This is a genomic window from Cupriavidus sp. FW305-3-2-15-C-LB2 (genome assembly GCF_058787575.1).
On sequence record NZ_JBYSZW010000056.1, the window covers coordinates 1 to 17,272 of the forward strand.

The window sequence follows — 17,272 nt, forward strand, 5'->3', positions numbered from 1 at the left end:
CCCCACCACCGACCCCATCCGGCCAACGCCGTTGGCCCAGCTCACGCCTGTGGCACGGCAGTCGGTCGGATAGAAGCTGGCTGACAGCGCATTCGCACCCACCTGCGACCCTGAGACGCAGAAGCCCGCAAGGAACACCGCCATGCCCGCAGCCACCGGCTCGGAAGCAACGCTGCCCACCGCCGCGATGCCAAGCGCCGCCAGTGAATAGCTGGACGCCAGCACATAGTGCGGATTGATCCGGTCCATCAGCCAACCCAGCGCAATCGCCCCCACCGTCCCGCCGACCTGGAACATGGTTGTCACCAGCGCGGCCGTGCGCAGCGAATGGCCCGCGGTGCGCAGCAGCGTCGGCAGCCAGCTGGACAGCAGGTAGATCACCAGCAGGCTCATGAAGAACGTCAGCCAGAACAGCAGCGTGCCCCGCAGCAGCTCGGGCCGGAACAGGTGCCGCACGGGCGAGCTGGTGCTGCGCTGTTCGCCGACCACGAAGGTGGCGTCGCGCAGGTCGGCTTGCGGCGCGATCTTCTGCAGCGTGGCGACGATGCGTTCGCGCTGCTTGCCGGCCAGCACGAGGTAGCGCACCGATTCCGGCAGCAGCCACAGCAGCAGCGCCGCCAGCACCAGCGGCATGACCCCGCCGGCCACCAGCACCGAGCGCCAGCCAAAGGCGTCGATCAGCCCGGCGGAAGCCAGGCCGCCGAAAGCCGAGCCCAGCGTGAAGCCGCAAAACATGGTCGTGACCAGGAACGAGCGCCGCTTTTCCGGACAGAACTCCGAGGTCAGGGTGATGGCGTTGGGCATGGCCCCGCCCAGGCCCAGGCCAGTCAGGAAGCGCAGCAGCACCAGCGTCCACAGGTCCTGCGACCAGGCCGAGGCCAGGCTGGCGGCACCGAAGAACAGCACCGACAGCACCAGCACGCCCTTGCGGCCGAAGCGGTCGGCCAGCGGGCCGAAGAGGAAGGCGCCGACCATCAGGCCGCCGAGCCCGGCGCCGAACAGCGGCGCCAGCTGGGCCGGCGTCAGCTGCCATTCCGCGCGGATGGCTGGTGCGATGAAGCCGATCGCCGCAGTATCGAAGCCATCGACCGCAACGATCAGGAAGCACAGCACGACGATACTCACCTGGAACGCCGACAGCGGCTGGCGGTCGATGAACGCGGTGACGTTCAGGGGTTGGCTGGCAGGCATGGTGGTCTCCTCCTTGATGCCAGGATTAGGGGCGAGTCACGTCCGGCTGCCTTATGCTCGGCCGCCAGATCGTTTCGGATTGACTGCGAAGAAAAGTTGCGCCAGCGGCTTACAGCCACGGCGTGGGGCTCAGGCACTGGTCGGCACGCCAGCCATGCAGCCACTGCAGCGCGTCGTAGAACTGCGCCTGCGTGCGGCCAGTCCACAGGCTGTTGCGCACCAGGCGGTCCACACCCTTGGCGTGGTAGACGCGGCCCATGTCGCGCGCGGCGTACAGCACGCGCGCGGTACGCGGGATGCGGGCCTGCTCGTACAGCTTGAATGCTGCCTCGTAGTCGCCGCCGGCGGCCTGCACCGCGGCGCCCAGCGTGACTGCGTCTTCCAGCGCCTGGCAGGCGCCCTGGGCCACGTATTGGGTCATCGGGTGTGCGGCATCGCCCAGGATGGTGGCGCGGCCGAAGCTCCAGCGCTCGACCGGGTCGCGGTCGGCGGTGGCCCAGCGCTTCCAGGAAGTGGGCCGGTCCAGCATCTGGTGTGGCAGCGGATGGATGCCTTCGAAGTACGACAGCACTTCCGCCTTGCTGCCGTCGCGCACGCCCCAGGTTTCCTGCTCGCGGCTGTGGAAGGTCACCACCAGGTTGTACTGCTGGCCGCCGCGCAGCGGGTAGTGGACCAGGTGGCAGTGCGGGCCGGCCCACACCACCGGTGCATTGACCTGCAGGTCCTGCGGCATGTCGGCGACGTCGACCACGGCGCGGTAGACCACATGGCCGGTGACGCGGGGCTCATCGCCGATCAATGCCTGGCGGATGGCGGACTTGACGCCGTCGCAGCCGATCACCGCGTCGCCATGGTGATGCTCGCCGTGCTGGTCGATCACGGTCACACCCTTGTCGTCCTGCAGTAACCGCTCCACGCGCGTGCTCGTGCGAAAAGTGATCAGCGGATGGTCCTGCACCGCCTCCAGGATCGACACGTGGATATCAGCGCGATGGATCACCGCATAGGGGTTGCCGAAGCGTTCACGATACGCCTGCCCAACGTCAACCTCGGCGATCACGCTGGTATCGATTGCATCGCGCAGGCTGAGGTAGTCGGTAAAGACAGCCCGGCTGCGCGCAGCTTCGCCTACGCCCAGCGCATCCAGTGCGGCAAAGGCGTTGGCGGCCAGCTGGATGCCCGCGCCGATCTCGCCGATCTGCTCGGCCTGTTCCAGCAGTTCGATGCGGATGCCCTGGCGTGCGAGCGCCAGCGCAGCGGCGAGGCCGCCGATGCCGCCGCCGATGATGAGGACCTTGCCGGTCGCGTTGTTGGTACTGCTCATGCTTGTCTCCTGGCCTGCGTGGTGGCGTCAGGCGGTGTAGTCGGGCTGGTGCGCTGGCGCGGCCTGGGCAAAGGCGGGATGGACGCTGGCGTGTGCGTAGACCGCCATCGCGCGCTGGTACCGGCTCAGGTCGCAGCCCATGCGCAGGGCGTTGGCAACTTGCGGCACCAGCGTGACGTCAGCGAGCGTCGGCGCATCGCCGAAGCACCACCTGCCATGCCCGTGCTGCGCCAGCAGGCGTTCCACGCCGGCCATGCCTTCATCGATCCAGTGGCGGTACCAGGCATCCTTCTGCTCGGGCGTGACCTTCAGCACGTCCTGCAGGTAGCGCAGCACGCGCAGGTTGTTGACCGGGTGGATGTCGCAGCCGATCAGCGTGGCCAGTTCCAGCACCCGCGCGCGCTGCACCGGGTCTTGCGGCAGCAGGCGCGGCACCGGCTGGAGCGCGTCCAGGTAGTCGATGATCGCGAACGACTGTCCGAGCGCAAAACTGCCATCCACCAGCGCGGGCACGGTCGCGGACGGGTTGATGCTTCCGACATATTCCGGCTCGCGGTGCTGGCCGGTGCGGATATTGACCGGCAGGTAGTCGTACGGCAGGCCCTTGAGGGCCAGCGCGATGCGCACCCGGTAGGACGTGGAGCTGTTGAAGAAACTATAGAGCTGCATGATCGGTAATGCCTGTGCTGCGATTCAGAGGTTCAGACCACGCGCACGGCCAGTTCGCCGAGGCCGTCCACGCCCGTGACCATGGTCTCGCCGGCCTTGACCGCGCCCACGCCTTCCGGTGTGCCGGTAAAGATCACATCGCCCGGTTCCAGGCGGAAGAACTGCGACAGGTAGGCCACCGTCTCGGCTACCGACCAGATCAGGTGCGACACGTCGCTGCGCTGCTTCGTGTCACCGTTGACGGTCAGCCAGATGCCGGCCTGCTGCGGATGCCCGATCTCGCTGGCGCGGTGGATCGGGGCGACCGGCGCCGAGGCATCGAAGGCCTTGCCGATTTCCCAGGGGCGGCCCATTTCGCGCATCTTCATCTGCAGGTCGCGGCGGGTCATGTCGAGGCCGACGGCATAGCCCCAGACGTGTTCGAGTGCCTGTTCGACCGGGATATCCGAACCAGCCTTGCCGATCACGGCCACCAGCTCGGCCTCGTAGTGGTAGTTCTGCGTCTGCGCCGGATACGGCAGGTCCAGCGTGGTACCTGCCTGCACCGGGACGATCGCGTCCGCCGGCTTGCAGAAGAAGAACGGCGGCTCGCGGTCGGGATCGAAGCCCATCTCGCGCGCATGGGCGGCGTAGTTGCGGCCCACGCAATAGACGCGGCGCACGGCGAACTGGTCGTCGCTGCCGGCAACGGGGATGGAAACGGTGGCGGGGGGCGTGAAGACGTAGGACATGGTTCGAGGTTTCCGGAAGTCGTCAGGTAAGCGGGAGCCTCAGGCGGTGCGCGCAGGCACCGCCCGGGGCAGGTCGGATCAGGGTCGCGAGACGCTCAGGTGCGCGCTTCGCGCAGCAGGTTCATCGCGGACAGCACGGGTCGATCGGAATAGCTGAATAGCACCGCGTCTTCCAGCGCGCCCAGCTGCACCGGCGCCCACGACGGGGCCACGAAGGTGTCGCGCGGCTCGAACTGGAACTGGTCGTCGCCGATGCGCACCGTGCCGCGCCCTTCCACCACGCTGTAGACGGTGGCGTCGGTGCTGCGGTAGGTCTTGCCCTGGAAGCCCGCCGGCAGGTACTGCATGAAGGTGGCGATGGTCGGCATCGGCCAGCCGCCGGTGGCCGGGTTGATATAGCGCAGTTTGACGCCGTCCCAGGCATCGAGCTCGCCGTTACGGTAGAGCTGGTCCAGCGCCTCGCGCGAGCGCTCGTACGGGTAGCTGAAGACCGGCGAAGTGGGATCGGTCACGCGGTGCCGCACCGGCACCATGTTATGGCCGAAGCGGGCAAAGCTGTCGCCCTCGACGCGGGTCACGGGCTGCTGGGCTTGCGGGTAGTTCTCGGCAAACCCGGCATCGAACTGCTGCACCAGCGGAATATCCAGCCCGTCCAGCCACACCACCGGCTCGCCTCCGTCCTCGACGGCGGGGTTGCCATGGTCATGCCAGGTCCACGACGGCGTGATGATGAAGTCGCCGGGATGCATGGTGGTGCGCTCGCCGTTGACCGCGGTCCAGGCGCCCTTGCCTTCCACGATAAAGCGCAGCGCGGACTGGGTATGGCGGTGGCTGGGCGCAATTTCGCCCGGCAGGATCAGCTGCAGGCCGGCGTACAGCGTGGAGGTGATGCTCGACTTGCCGGGAATGCCCGGGTTCTCCAGCACCAGCACGCGGCGCACCGCTTCCTCGGCGCTGATGACGCCGCCGGCCTGCATCACCAGCGGGCGGATCTGGGCGTACTTCCAGATGGCGGGAACGATCTGCGGCCGCGGTTGCGGCGGCACCAGCGCGTGCAGCGACTCCCACAGCGGGGTCATGTGGCTGCGGCCGATTTCTTCGTAATAGGCCACGCGGGCCGGGTCTGGGGTGTGTTCGGACATGCTGTCTCCGTGACTTTTGCAGGTGCTTTGGGGAGCGCTCTTTGCGGGTGCCTGTGTCGATGCGCACCGTCTTGTTGTCGTTATACGCCCGGACCTATAAGATTTGAAATGAACTTTTCATCTTATCGATACGTTTTTTTATATAGGTAGCTTCATGGACTGGACCCAGAGATTGCGGCTGCGCAACCTGCAGATGCTGCTGAGCCTGGCCGAGACCGGCAATATGAGCCAGTCGGCGGCCATGCTGAACACGACCCAGCCGGGACTTTCCAAATGGCTGAAGGACCTTGAGGACGATATCGGGCTGCCCCTGTTCGAGCGCCAGGCGCGCGGGCTGCGGCCCACGCCCTACGGCGAGTCGCTGATCGAGCACGCCCGCCGGATCGAGGCCCAGCTGGATACCGCGCGCGACGACCTGCAGGCCATGCGCGACGGCGGCAGCGGGATCGTGGTGGTGGGTACGTCGGGCGCGTCGTCGGCGGATACCGTGCCGCTGGCAGCGCTGCAATTGCTGCAGCAGATGCCCCGCGCCAGCGTGCGGCTGGTGGAAACGACCATGGACCGGCTCATGAGCCAGCTGGCGCACAGCGAGCTGGATATCGTGGTGGGCCGCTCGGCGCCCGAGCTGCAGGACGCGCACATGCGCACCGAATCGCTCTACATGGAGCCGATCCACTTCGTCGCCCGGCCGCGCCACCCGCTGCTTCAAGGCGGGCGCATCGGCTGGGACGACCTGTATCGCCACCGCTGGGTGGTGTGGCCGCGCGGCACGCCCATCCGCAACGCGCTGGAAGGCGCGCTGGCCAGCGCCGAGCGTGCCCTGCCGGCCGATTGCGTGGAGAGCAATTCCACTGTGCTGAATCTCACGCTACTCAACAACAGCGACATGATCGGCCTGGCCTCGCACCGCACCGCGCGCAGGCTGGAAGAGCTGGGCGCGCTGCGCATCGTGCCGCTGCGGCTGGCGGGGTTCGGCTCGGTGTCGATGTACTGGCGTGACGACGCGCAGTCGCGCGCGGCGGTCATGGCCATGCTGGATTGCCTGCGGCGGGCGGCGGGGGCACCGCAGGTGCCGGCGGAAACGCCGGCCTAGTCCAGATCGGGAGACTCTGCCGGCCGCTGCCGGCGTGGCTCAGCGGCTGACCGCGCGCTGGATCGCGAGCGCAGCGGCCACCATGGCCTCGGCGGATTCCAGCGCCCGGGCCGGATCGTCGCGCTTGCGCACCGCGGCTGCGCTGGTCGCACGCGCGGCGCCGTCCGGGCTGGCGGAGAACTTCACCACCGTCAGCCCCCTGGCCGGATTGATATAGATCTTCTGTCCGAAGCGCCCGCTGGCCTCGATGCTGCCGTCGCCGTCGTTGCGCTGGAACCAGTAGTTGCGGTAGCCATAGCCGTCGCGGCCCAGCATGGTGTTGCCGCGCGCAAATCGGGCCTGGTTGCCGGCCGGCTGCAGCGCAATGCGAACCGCCGCCGGCGAGATCCCGCCCGAGGCGTCGCCCGCGGCCGCCCGGCGCACGGCCTCGGCAAAGCGGGCGGCGTCGCGCAGCGTGGAATTCATGCCACCGCTGGCCATTTCCGTGCCCTGGCGGTCCACCTGGGTGTAGGCATCATCGTCGGCAAAGCGGGCCCACAGCCGCTCGGTCACCAGTTGCGCCCAGCTCTTGCCGGTGATGCGCCGCAGCACCCATGCCACCGCTTCCGGCGAGCCGTTCTGGTAGTACCAGACGCCGCCATCGTCGCGCCCGCCGGTGGCGTAGACGACCTTGAGGAAGTCATAGATGGTGTCCGGCGCCTCCGCCTTGCGCGGCACGATCCCCACCGCCCCGAACAGCGCCAGGTCCGGCGGCAGCCCCTCCGGGTAGCCCACCGGCACCTCCATATCCAGGTTCTGCTGTACCGTGGCCTCGCCGAACGGATTGCCGGCCAGTTCCGGCACATACTGCGCCAGCCGGGCCTGCGGATCGAGCTTGCCCTCCTCGACCAGCATGGCGGCCAGCAGCCCGGTGACGGACTTGGTCATCGAGGCCCAGATATGCGGCTGGTAAGGACCAAAGCCCGCGAGGTAGCGCTCATAGACGACCTTGCCCTGGTGCAGCACGATAAAGCCGTCGGTATGGGTGTCGCGCAGGTAGTCGGCCAGTCGGACCGTCTTGCCGGCCACGGCAAAGGTGGTGCCGTCAAGTTCCGTGCCGGGCTGGCCGGCCAGGGCCAGCGGCTGGCTGGCATGCCGGATGCCCGCCGTCGGCGACATCTCGCGCGCATGCCGGAACGCCCAGCGCATATACGGCGGACGCAGCCCGCTGCCGCGGCTGACCTGCTTGTCGGGCGGCGGCGGAAAGCCCTGCATGACCTCGTCCTCGGCAACGGCCAAAGGCTGGCCGGTGCCCTGCGCCAGCGCAACGCTCATGGGCGCCACCAGCAGCGCCACGGCCAGCCACACCCGACTGCGTCCGAATCCCGTCCTGCGCGACACTGTTTGCGCTTGCATGCTGTCTCCATTCCTGTCCAGGCGGTTGCACGCACGGTGCGCCGCCTTGTATGCATGAGGTGCAAGCCCGCATGGTGCAGGCCGCGGGCGCCATCTTGGAGGAAGCGGATTCCGACCACAATGATGCGTTCGGAATAGAGCCATAACCCGGTGGAATGTCAGGCATCGAAGCCGCATAATGGCGAAACCCCTTCCTCTCCGATGTCTGCCATGCAGCTTCCCGACGCCCGCGTCCGTGACCTGCTCCGCCATCCGGGGCGCTTTGCCTGGCACACGCTCAGGCAGTTCCGCGCCAACCAGGGGCTGCTGCTGGCCGGCGCGGTGGCCTACTACGCGCTGCTGTCGATCGTGCCGCTGCTGATCCTGATGATCATTGCCCTGTCGCACGTGATCGAACCAGACCTGCTGTTGTCCACGCTCGCGCGCTACCTGGAGTGGGTGGTGCCGGGGCAGTCCAGGGCGCTGATCACCGAGCTTGCCGCCTTCCTGCGCAACCGTGGCACGATCGGCTGGGTGCTGCTGGTCACCATGCTGTTCTTCAGTTCGCTCGCCTTCACCGTGCTGGAGAATGCCATGTCGGTCATCTTCGAGCACCGCGTGGCGATCCGGCGCCGGCATTTCCTGGTCTCGGCGCTGCTGCCCTACTGCTATATCGCGGTACTTAGCGTGGGCCTGCTGCTGGTCACGGTGGTGTCAGGCGGCCTGCTCGCCATCGGCGAACGGCATGTGGAAGTGCTGGGCCGCGACTGGTCGCTGGACCGGCTCTCGACCGGCCTGCTCTACCTGCTCGGCTTCATTGGCGAGGTGCTGATGCTGACCTCGATCTACATGGTGATGCCGGTTGGCAGGCTGTCGCTGCGGCATGCGCTGAGCGGCGCGTTGGTTGCGGCCGTGCTGTGGGAAATCTCCCGCCATGTGCTGGCGTGGTACTTCACCACGCTGTCGCAAGTGAGCCGGGTCTATGGTTCGCTGACCACGGCGATCGTGGTGCTGCTGAGCCTGGAGATCGCGGCGACCTTGCTGCTGTTTGGGGCGCAGGTGATTGCGGAGTTCGAGCGTGGCGGCTGGGAAGGAAGGCCGGCGCATGCGGAACCGGAAGAATTCCACACCTGAGCGGCGCCGCAGCGACGCCGTTCGCGCGCCCGCTCAGGCGAGCGCCCGATCGAGGCAGGCGCGGATACGCCTCTCCTCCTCCGCACCGAAGGCACCGATCAGGACCATTGCAGACCCTGCCGCATCGCCTTGCGCCATCGGACTCAGCCGCATGCGGCCCGCGACCACATGCAGTTCGTGCAGGCGCGGATCGGCTGCCAGCCTGACCATGCCCTTCGCGCGCAGCAGCCGCACCGGCAGCGCCTTCAGCGCCTGCCGCAGCAGCGCCTTGTCGAAGTCGCGGCCGGTCTGGTATGAAATGCTGCGGATGCCGGCGGGCACGGTGCCGACGGCTCGCCGCCAGTGCCCGCCCGCCTGCAGCACGGCATCGGCATGTGGTTCCGGCGGGGCGGCGTCGACAAAGACCGACAAGGGCACCTCGCCCTCGCATGCGGTCAGCACCGCGGCATGCGGCGCGATGGCGTCGACCGTGGCGGCAGCCATTGCCAGCGCATCCGCATCGGCAAGATCTGCCTTGGTCAGCACCACTACCGAGGCCCCCGCGATCTGTTGCCGCACCATGTCGCCCACCAGCGGATCGTGCAGGTTGTGGCCGACCTCGGTCACGTCCACGGCCACCGCCACGGCATTGAGCACAAAGGCCCGATCCAGCAAGCCGACCTGAGCAATGCGCTGCGGGTCCGAGACGCCGCTGGCCTCGATCACCAGCAAGTCCGGCCGCTGCTCCCGCGCTGCGATGGCCACCAGCGCCTCGGCCAGCCGGCCGCCAATCGAGCAGCAGATGCAGCCGTTCTCCAGCTGGATCACGTCGTCGCTGCGCGTGCGGATCAGCGCGGCATCGATATTGATCTCGCCGAAATCGTTGACCAGCACCGCGATGCGGCGCCCCTGCGCGTTGGCCAGCAGGCGGTTGAGCAAGGTGGTCTTGCCGGCGCCAAGGTACCCGCCGACCACCACCAGCGGGACCGGAGCCCGCGCGTTCATCGTGCCGGCGCCGCGAACACGCGCCCGCCCAGCACCGTGCCCCAGACACGCACATCCTTCAGGCGCTCTGGAGCCACCTCGGTCGGGTCATCTTCCAGCACGGCAAAGTCTGCCAGCTTGCCGGGCGCGATGCTGCCGATGCGGTGATCGAGCTTCAGCGTATAGGCCGCACCCATGGTGATGGCATACAGCGCGTCGGCGGCCGGCAGGCGCTCAGCTTCGCCCAGCACGCGGCCGGAAGCGGTCTGGCGCTGCACCGCGCACCACGCCGTAAAGAGCGGGTTCAGCGGTGTGATCGGCGCATCGGAATGGATCGCGAACGGAATCCCCAGCCGCCGCGCCGTGCCCGCCGGGTTCATGCGCGCGGCCCGCGCCGGTCCCACGGTCTGGCCGGCATGTGCATCGCCCCAGTAGTACAGGTGGTTGGAGAAGAAGTTGATGCACAGGCCCAGCCGCGCCGCGTGCGCCAGCTGTGCCTCGTCCGCCAGCTGGCAGTGCTGCAGCGTATGGCGATGGTCCGCGCGCGGATGGCGCGACAGCATGGCTTCCAGCACGTCCAGCACCACTTGCGTCGCCTCGTCGCCATTGGTGTGGATATGCAGCGGCAGGCCGGCCAGGTGGAATGGCGTGAAGGCGTCGAGCAGTTGCTCCGGCGGGATCAGCCACAAGCCATTGGCCTGGCCCCCGGCATACCCCGGCGCGCGCAAGCGCGCGGTAAAGCCCTGGATCGAGCCGTCGACGATGAACTTGACCGGACCGAAGTGCAGCTTGTCGGTGCCGGCCGCCGCCGCGGCCTGCACGCGGGCGGGGCCGCCCTGCGCATTGCGCTGCGGCGAGAACGCCGGAACGATGCGCAGCGGGAAGCCGGGGTCGGCAGTGACCGCCTGCAGCGTCTCCAGCCCCTTGGGCGACAGGTCGTTGACCAGATCCGTCGCCGTGGTCACGCCCGCCAGTTGCGCCACGCGGCCGAAGCGGCGCACCGCGTCGGCATTCTCGGCCGCCGCCAGCGACAGGCCGCTGCCAAGCACGCGCTGCACCGGGAACATCGCCGCGAATTCCTGCAGCTCGCCGGTGGGCAAGCCCCGCGCGTCCTTGTGCACGCCGTCGATATCGGTGTCCTCGTCGATGCCGGCCCGCGCCAGCATCGCGGAATTGACGTTCATCAGATGCACGCTGGCATGCATCACCACGATGGGCCGCGTGGCCGAGACGCGATCCAGCTCGCGCACCGACAGCCGGCTGGCGCCGAAATAGATCGGGTCGAAGCCCCAGGCCAGCAGCGGTGTGTCCGGGTCATGCATCTGGCTTGCCGCGCCCGCCAGGCGATCGATCACCTGCTCCAGCGTGCGCAGGCCGCGCCACAGCTTGCCGTCCGGATCGCGGCGGTCGAAGTAGCCGACGTAAACCGCATCCCACATCGCGCCTTCCATCAGGTGGCAATGGCCTTCCACCAGCCCGGGCATCAGCACCTTGCCACGGAAGGTATCGACCTGCACCGCATCCGGCCAGCCGGCCATCTCGGCGGCGCCGCCCACGGCAAGGATCCTGCCGTCGCGCACCGCGACATGTGTCGCCTCGGGCTGGCCGGCTTCCATCGTGAGGATCTTGCGCGCCACGAATACCTGCGTGCGCGCCGTGTCGTCTTGTGTCATGGATTGCATGATTCCGGTCATTCACGCCGCCTGCACGCGGGCCAGTCGGGGCGTGTAGTTCACCAGCGCGGTCACCAGCAGGTTGACGCCCAGGCTGACCAGCCCGAGGTTGATGCCGCCGAAGTCGACCTGCTGCACATACAGCGCGATCGCCAGTGCCTGGCCGGTGACGATGCCGAGCGCAATCGCCAGCGGACGCACCTTCAGCGAGAACAGGATCACCAGCACGCCAGGGAAGAACTGCGTCACGCCGTAGTAGGTGGTATTGATCAGCGTCAGCATCAGGTTCGGCGTGGCCAGTGTCATGGCGATCGACAGCACCAGGTAGATCACGATCACCACCTTGGCGCCCTGCTTCTGGCGCGCCTCGGGCATGCCCGGCAGCAGGTTGCGCGTGACGATGGGGCCGATCGCCAGGCAGATGCCGGCCAGCACCAGCAGTCCCGACAGCGCCGCGCCGGCGGTCACCAGTCCGAGCAGCCAGTCCGGCAACAGCCGCACCGCGGCCGCGAAGAAGGCCTCGTTGGGGGAGGCGAGCTGCAGGTTCTGGCTGATCGCGTAGTACGACGCCAGCACCAGGAACGGATACATCAGCATGTACAGCGGCATCGCCACCTGCGTGCGCCGGATGGTGTTGGCGCTCTTGGCCGTGAAGAAGTTCTGCACCGCGAACGGCATCACGTAGAAGCCCAGCGCCTGGAACAGCATGGTGCTCATCGAGAAGCGCAGCTGGGTGTCATTCATCTGGTTGCTGACCTGCATGCTGGCGGCATGGAACACTTCGCCCACGCCCGCCTTCCAGCCAACCGCAACGCCGGTGACGACGATCGCCACCACCATCAGGATGTCCTTGAGGATGGCGATATAGGCCGATGCGCGCACGCCGGAGATGGCAATGTAGGTAAAGGCCAGTGCCGCCGAGATCATCACCAGGTACACCGGCTCGAACTCCCAGCCCAGCCCCTTGAGCGCCGCCACCAGCCCGGTGAACTGCAGCTGGCCCCAGGGCAGCAGGAACAGGATCGCCGAGCCCGCCACGATCAGCTCCAGCGCACGGCTGCCATAGTGGCCCTTGAACAGGTCTGGCAGCGTGATCGCGTTATAGCGCGCGCCCGCCTGCCAGATCTTGGGCCCGAGGAAATAGCCGAGCGGATACGCCAGCAGGATGTAGCCGAGGAACCAGACCCCGTAGGTCGGTCCCTTGGCGTAGATGCCACCGGGAAAGCCCACCATCGTGCCGATGCTGTAGATCTCGCCCGCCGCGAGGAAGAACACCAGGTAGGCGCCGAACTGCCGCGACGCCACGAAGAAGTCATGCACGCTCTGCGCGCCGTGGCCTTTCTTCGAGCGGATGGCGAGGTAGAGCGAGAAGACAATGAAGCCGACGAATACCGCTGTGGTCATGGTGGTCTCCCTTCAGGCTTCATGCGCCGCGTCGGCGGCGTGGCGGTCAAACAGCAGCCAGCACGCCAGCATGCAGCCGGAGGTCAGCACGAACCAGGCAAAGATCCAGGCGTAGATGAAGGGCACGCCGAGCACGAAGCGCTCGACAGCCGCCACCCAGGGCAGCATTCCGATGACGCCGATAAACGGCAGGCCTAGGCCGATAAACAGCTTGAGCATGATGTCTCTCCGATTTCCGATGGACGGTGGATGGCGGACGCCGTGTGTGCTGTCACCGGCCCGCTCTTGTGTTCCGGTCATCATAGGGAGCGCGGGGGTATGATTCAAATGCAAATGTTGAACCGCTCCCATAACCAACGCGCATGGTTTTCCGCATGGACACACAGAAACTTCTGCATCTGCTCGCCGTGGTCGAGCACGGCACGTTCTCCGAAGCGGCCCGTGCCGTGCACCTGACCCAGCCGGCGCTGAGCCGCAGCATCCGCGCGCTGGAAGACGAACTCAAGGCGCCGCTCTTTGACCGCGGCGCGCGGCGCGCGCGCCTGACGGTGTTCGGCGAGCTGGTGGCCGAACGCGCGCGCCGCATGCGGCTGGAAGAACGCCAGTTGCGGCGCGACTTGGACCTGCTGCGCGGCGCCGAGGAAGGCTCGCTGACGATCGGGGTGGCGCCCGCGCCGGCGGCGCTGCTGCTGACGCCGTTCCTGATCCACATGGCGCAGGCCCACGCGCGCATCAAGGTGCGCACCGAGAGCGGCGCCACCAGCGCCCTGCTGGAGGCCCTGCGCAACGAGACCATCGACGCCATCGTCGGCGATGCCTATGTGCTGCGTGCGGCCGACGACATCGACGTGGAGCCACTGGGTGAATTGCCCGCAGGTCTTGTATGCCGCGCCGGGCATCCGATCCTGCGCAAGCGCCGCATCGATATCGAGACCATCCGCGCCTACCCGGTGGCAACCACCACGCTCAGCACCGTCATCAGCCGGCAACTGGCGGAGCTATGGGGGCCGGGCGCCGCGCCCGACAAGCTCTTCACCCTGCATTGCGACAACCTCGACATGCTGCGCAGCGTGACGCTGGCCAGCGATACGCTGTTGTTCGGCGTACTCTCGATCACGCGGCAGGAGCGCGCCGCGGGGCTGATGGCCGAAGTGCCGATGCCGCCCGATCCGCGCCGCTGCGGCCGCTATGGCATTGCACGCATGGCGGCGCGCTCGCTGTCGCCGGCGCTGGAGGTGCTCTATCGGTTCACGCGCGAACACTGGAAAGCGCTGTCGTCCGAAGCTGGCGGTGCCAACGCGCGCCGCTGAGCCTGCCCCTTGCCGCGCGCTGTTGTATGCTCCGCCCTGAACCATCGCCCGTGTCCCGCATGACCGAATCCACGCCAGACCGCCCTCGCCGCATCACCATCCATGACGTCGCCCGCGCCGCCGGCGTGTCGCTGACCACGGTGTCGCACGCGCTGAACGACCGTGGCGTGCTGGACCCGGCCACGCGTGCGCGCGTCAAGCGCGTTGCCGCCGAGCTGGGCTACCGTCCCAGCGTGCGCGCGCAGCGGCTGCAGTCGGGCCGCGCCAACTGCATCGCGCTGTTGTCGTCGATGCCATTCGCGGTGGCGGGCGGCACATCGCGGCTCGGCTTCATGATGGAAGTGGCGGCGATTGCCGCCGAGGCGGCAATGGGGCGCGGCCTGGGCGTGGTGCTGGTGCCACCGCTGGAAGGCGCGGGGGGCCTGCTCGATACATTGGATATCGACGGCGCGATCGTGATCGAGCCGATTGCGGGCGACCCGCATATCGCGCGGCTGCGCGAGCGCGGCGTCAGCATCGTGTCGATCGGACGCGAGCCGCTGACCGACACGCCGGTGCCTTGCGTCGACCTGCAATCGGCCGACACCGCCCGGCTGCTGCTGGCGCACTTGCACGGGCACGGGCGCCGGCATATCGGCCTGATGATCGGCGCGGCGCCGCGCCAGTCGTATGTGGAAACCGAACGCGCTTACCGCGAGTTCACGCAGGCAATGGGCCTGCCCTGCCATATCGTCAAGGCAGCCGAGGAACACGGCGAAGCCGCTGGCGCCGACGCCTGCGCGCAATTGCTGGCGCAGATGCCGGCGCTCGATGCGCTGTGCGCGCCGGTGGATGCGTTTGCGGTGGGCGCCATGGCCCACCTGCAAGCGCTGGGCAAGCACGTGCCCGACGATGTGCTGGTGGTGACGCGCTATGACGGCATCCGCGCCCGCAGCGCGCAGCCGCCGATCACCGCGGTCAACCTGCACCTGGAGCGCGTGGCATCGCTGGCCGTGGAGCTGCTGTTCGCACATCTGTCCGGCGACCGCAGCCGCGACGTGATCACCGGGCCCGCGCCCGAACTGGTGGTGCGGGCATCGTCCACGCCAGGCGTCTAGGACACTAACCGCGCAGCAGCACCACCGCACCGGAAACCAGCGCAAACACCAGCACGCCGATGCGCAGCATGCGCTGGTTGATGCGCTTGTGCACCAGGTGGCTGGCCACCATGCCGACCATCAGCACCGGCAGCAGCCCGATGGCATAGAGCACCTGCTCCATGCCGAGCCGGTCGCTCAGCGCCAGCACCACCAGCGAGATCGCTTCACCGACCAGGAAGCACAGCGCCACGGTGGCGCGCAGCGTCGCGACCGGCGCATGCTGGTAGGCCAGCGCCAGCGGCGGGCCGCCGACACCGGTTGCGGTCTCGGTCACGCCGGTGATCAGGCCGGTCGAGGCAAAGGTCAGCCGCCCCGGCGTAAAGGCCGGCGCCAGCAATGACACCACCGCTGCGGCAATGGTGCTGCCGCCGACCAGCGCGTTGAGCCATGCCATCGGCATCGCCACCAGCACCCACAGCCCGCCGAAGGTGCCGGCCAGCCGCCCGGCGCTGATCCAGCCGGCCCCGCGCATATCGATGGCATGGCGTTCGCGCCAGGCCACATAGGCGTTGAGCGGCAGCATCGCCAGCAGCAGCGCGCCGGGCAGCATTGCCGGCGCGGCCAGCGCCAGCACCGGCACCACGATCAGCGCGAAGCCCATGCCGGTCGCACCCTGGACCAGCGCCCCGGTAAAGACCGCCACGCCGACGCTGAACAACGTCATGTCCATGGTCAGGATGCCTCCGTGCCGGCATGGCGGACTCGGTGCACGTCCGCGGCTTCATGCAGCTTGCGGATCGGGGCGTTGGCGACGGTGTCCTCGGCCATGGCGTGGATCGCCCGCATCAGCGCGCGTGCGTCCCAGTCCGTGGGCCAGCCCTGCCACAGGCGCAGGCTGCCATCGACAAAGACCGCGCGGATCTGGTCGCGGTTGGCCAGGCGCACCAGTTCCCAGGTCAGGTCCCAGGACGGCGTCAGCTCAGGCACGTCCAGGTCGACCAGCAGGAAGTCGGCGCGCTTGCCTGCGGCGATCTCGCCGGTGAGCGCACCGAGACCCGCCACATCGGCCGCGTCGTGCGTGGCCATGTCGACCCAGCGCCAGCCCGCGCCGCAGGAGGAATCGCCCACGCCGATGCCGAAGGCGAAGCGCTGGGCGGCCTCGGCATAGTCCAGCAGGCGGAAGCCGTCGCTGCGGGTGCCATCGGTGCCCAGGCCCAGGCGCACGCCGAAGGTAGCCATGGTCTCGGCCGGTGCCACGGCGTTGCCCTTCCAGGCGCTGGCCACGGGGTTGTAAGCCACCGCGCTGCCGGTGTCGGCCAGCAAGCGGATCTCTTGCGGCGTCACCAGCGTGGCATGCGCCAGCAGTGCCGCCGGACCCAGTGCGCCGACTGCGGCGAGATGTTCGATCGGACGGCGCCCGCAGGCGTTGAGCGAGCGCTCCACCGCCACCAGGTGCTCGTTGGCATGGGTCTGGAAGATGCGGCCGGACTCGGCGCACAACTGGTAGACGTGGTGCAGCATCGCGTCGGAGGCCACCTCGGGAATCGAGATCGCCAGCGACGGGGCCACCAGCGGATCGCTGGCGTACTTGTCCAGGTGGGCGGCGGCGCGGCGCAGGATCGGCGCGGCGTCGAGCGTTTCGGCGCCGGGCTTGTCGTTGCAGATCAGGCCCAGCACGCAGCGCACGCCGGCATCGGCGACCGCGCGCGCGACCGCATCCAGCCCGGCGTCGCTGCGCGTGCCGGCATCGACCACGGTGGTGAAGCCGCCGCGCAGCGCTTCCAGCGCCGCCAGCTTGGACGACAGGTACAGGTGCTCCGCCTTCAGGCTGCCTTCCAGCGGCACCCACACGCGCCGGAAGATCTCCGATGGTTCGCCGAACACCAGCGACTTGCCGAACGACTGCGTCAGGTGGTGGTGCGTGTCGATCATGCCGGGCATCAGCAGCATGCGCGGCAGCGGCAGGGTTTCCAGCTCGGGGAAGCGCGCGGCGACTTCCGCGGCCGTGCCCACTGCCGTGAAGCGGCCGCCCTCCACCACCACCGCGTGGCCGCGTACCGCGCCCTGGCGCAGCAAGGTCCATTCCGGCAGCAGGATGCGCGGCTGCCTGAAGCTGTCCGGCACCAGGGCCGGGTTGGTATCGCCGGGCCAGGCCGGCGTCGAGTCAGAACGATCAGTCATTGCA

At 68.3% G+C, this 17,272-nt stretch carries 16 protein-coding genes; 4 read left to right on the top strand and 12 right to left on the bottom strand.

All coding sequences use genetic code 11. The annotated features are described in order from the left end of the window. The 5 genes from AC3WRR_RS29720 to gtdA form a co-directional block, all read right to left on the bottom strand. A partial coding sequence (locus AC3WRR_RS29720) for an MFS transporter (RefSeq protein WP_492298837.1) occupies positions 1-1,191 on the bottom strand: 1,191 nt, incomplete at its 3' end. A 109-nt stretch (positions 1,192-1,300) separates the two neighbouring features. Then, a complete protein-coding gene (locus AC3WRR_RS29725) occupies positions 1,301-2,515 on the bottom strand; it encodes a 3-hydroxybenzoate 6-monooxygenase (protein ID WP_011616859.1) in 1,215 nt (404 codons plus the stop codon). A 27-nt stretch (positions 2,516-2,542) separates the two neighbouring features. Beyond that, positions 2,543-3,184: a maleylacetoacetate isomerase gene (gene maiA / locus AC3WRR_RS29730; RefSeq protein WP_011616858.1), complete on the bottom strand. Its 642-nt coding sequence runs from the start codon at positions 3,182-3,184 to the stop codon at positions 2,543-2,545. 32 nt (positions 3,185-3,216) lie between these two features. Further along, positions 3,217-3,915: a fumarylacetoacetate hydrolase family protein gene (locus tag AC3WRR_RS29735; RefSeq protein WP_010813403.1), complete on the bottom strand. Its 699-nt coding sequence runs from the start codon at positions 3,913-3,915 to the stop codon at positions 3,217-3,219. Positions 3,916-4,010: 95 nt separating this feature from the next. Then, positions 4,011-5,057: a gentisate 1,2-dioxygenase gene (gtdA, locus tag AC3WRR_RS29740; protein ID WP_010813402.1), complete on the bottom strand. Its 1,047-nt coding sequence runs from the start codon at positions 5,055-5,057 to the stop codon at positions 4,011-4,013. 154 nt (positions 5,058-5,211) lie between these two features. Here gtdA and AC3WRR_RS29745 point away from each other — a divergent pair, with 154 nt between their 5' ends. Then, on the top strand, positions 5,212-6,150 hold the full coding sequence (locus tag AC3WRR_RS29745) for a LysR family transcriptional regulator (protein ID WP_011616857.1): 939 nt from the start codon (positions 5,212-5,214) through the stop codon (positions 6,148-6,150). Positions 6,151-6,189: 39 nt separating this feature from the next. Here AC3WRR_RS29745 and AC3WRR_RS29750 read toward each other — a convergent pair whose 3' ends face one another. Continuing rightward, entirely contained in the window at positions 6,190-7,545 is a 1,356-nt protein-coding gene (locus AC3WRR_RS29750) for a serine hydrolase domain-containing protein (protein WP_492298840.1), read from the bottom strand. A 201-nt stretch (positions 7,546-7,746) separates the two neighbouring features. On the opposite strand from AC3WRR_RS29750, the gene AC3WRR_RS29755 reads away from it, so the two are divergent. Then, positions 7,747-8,658: a YihY/virulence factor BrkB family protein gene (locus AC3WRR_RS29755; protein ID WP_011616855.1), complete on the top strand. Its 912-nt coding sequence runs from the start codon at positions 7,747-7,749 to the stop codon at positions 8,656-8,658. A gap of 33 nt (positions 8,659-8,691) precedes the next feature. Here the strand turns inward: AC3WRR_RS29755 and AC3WRR_RS29760 are convergent, their stop codons facing one another. From AC3WRR_RS29760 to AC3WRR_RS29775, 4 genes are read right to left on the bottom strand one after another with little or no spacing between them, the layout of a single operon-like run. Beyond that, positions 8,692-9,642 (bottom strand): CobW family GTP-binding protein, encoded by a 951-nt coding sequence (locus AC3WRR_RS29760; RefSeq protein ID WP_011616854.1) that lies wholly within the window; start codon positions 9,640-9,642, stop codon positions 8,692-8,694. Next, the gene (locus AC3WRR_RS29765) at positions 9,639-11,303 is read right to left on the bottom strand and encodes an amidohydrolase (protein ID WP_371852247.1); all 1,665 of its coding nucleotides are present in this window, start codon (positions 11,301-11,303) and stop codon (positions 9,639-9,641) included. The genes AC3WRR_RS29760 and AC3WRR_RS29765 overlap by 4 nt, the downstream gene beginning before the upstream one ends. A gap of 12 nt (positions 11,304-11,315) precedes the next feature. After that, complete coding sequence (locus AC3WRR_RS29770) at positions 11,316-12,698, bottom strand: sodium:solute symporter family protein (RefSeq protein WP_011616852.1); 1,383 nt, start codon at positions 12,696-12,698, stop codon at positions 11,316-11,318. Between the two features lie 12 nt (positions 12,699-12,710). Next, entirely contained in the window at positions 12,711-12,917 is a 207-nt protein-coding gene (locus tag AC3WRR_RS29775; protein WP_010813395.1) for a DUF3311 domain-containing protein, read from the bottom strand. A gap of 155 nt (positions 12,918-13,072) precedes the next feature. Between AC3WRR_RS29775 and AC3WRR_RS29780 the strand changes: the two genes are divergently transcribed. Further along, entirely contained in the window at positions 13,073-14,008 is a 936-nt protein-coding gene (locus AC3WRR_RS29780; RefSeq protein ID WP_011616851.1) for a LysR family transcriptional regulator, read from the top strand. A gap of 59 nt (positions 14,009-14,067) precedes the next feature. Further along, entirely contained in the window at positions 14,068-15,105 is a 1,038-nt protein-coding gene (locus AC3WRR_RS29785; protein ID WP_041688032.1) for a LacI family DNA-binding transcriptional regulator, read from the top strand. Between the two features lie 4 nt (positions 15,106-15,109). Here AC3WRR_RS29785 and AC3WRR_RS29790 read toward each other — a convergent pair whose 3' ends face one another. Together AC3WRR_RS29790 and AC3WRR_RS29795 are read right to left on the bottom strand one after the other, a co-directional pair. Next, positions 15,110-15,817, bottom strand: a complete 708-nt coding sequence (locus tag AC3WRR_RS29790; protein WP_010813392.1) for a sulfite exporter TauE/SafE family protein — start codon at positions 15,815-15,817, stop codon at positions 15,110-15,112. Between the two features lie 2 nt (positions 15,818-15,819). Further along, on the bottom strand, positions 15,820-17,268 hold the full coding sequence (locus AC3WRR_RS29795; RefSeq protein WP_439669813.1) for an amidohydrolase family protein: 1,449 nt from the start codon (positions 17,266-17,268) through the stop codon (positions 15,820-15,822). Between the last annotated feature and the right edge of the window lie 4 nt (positions 17,269-17,272).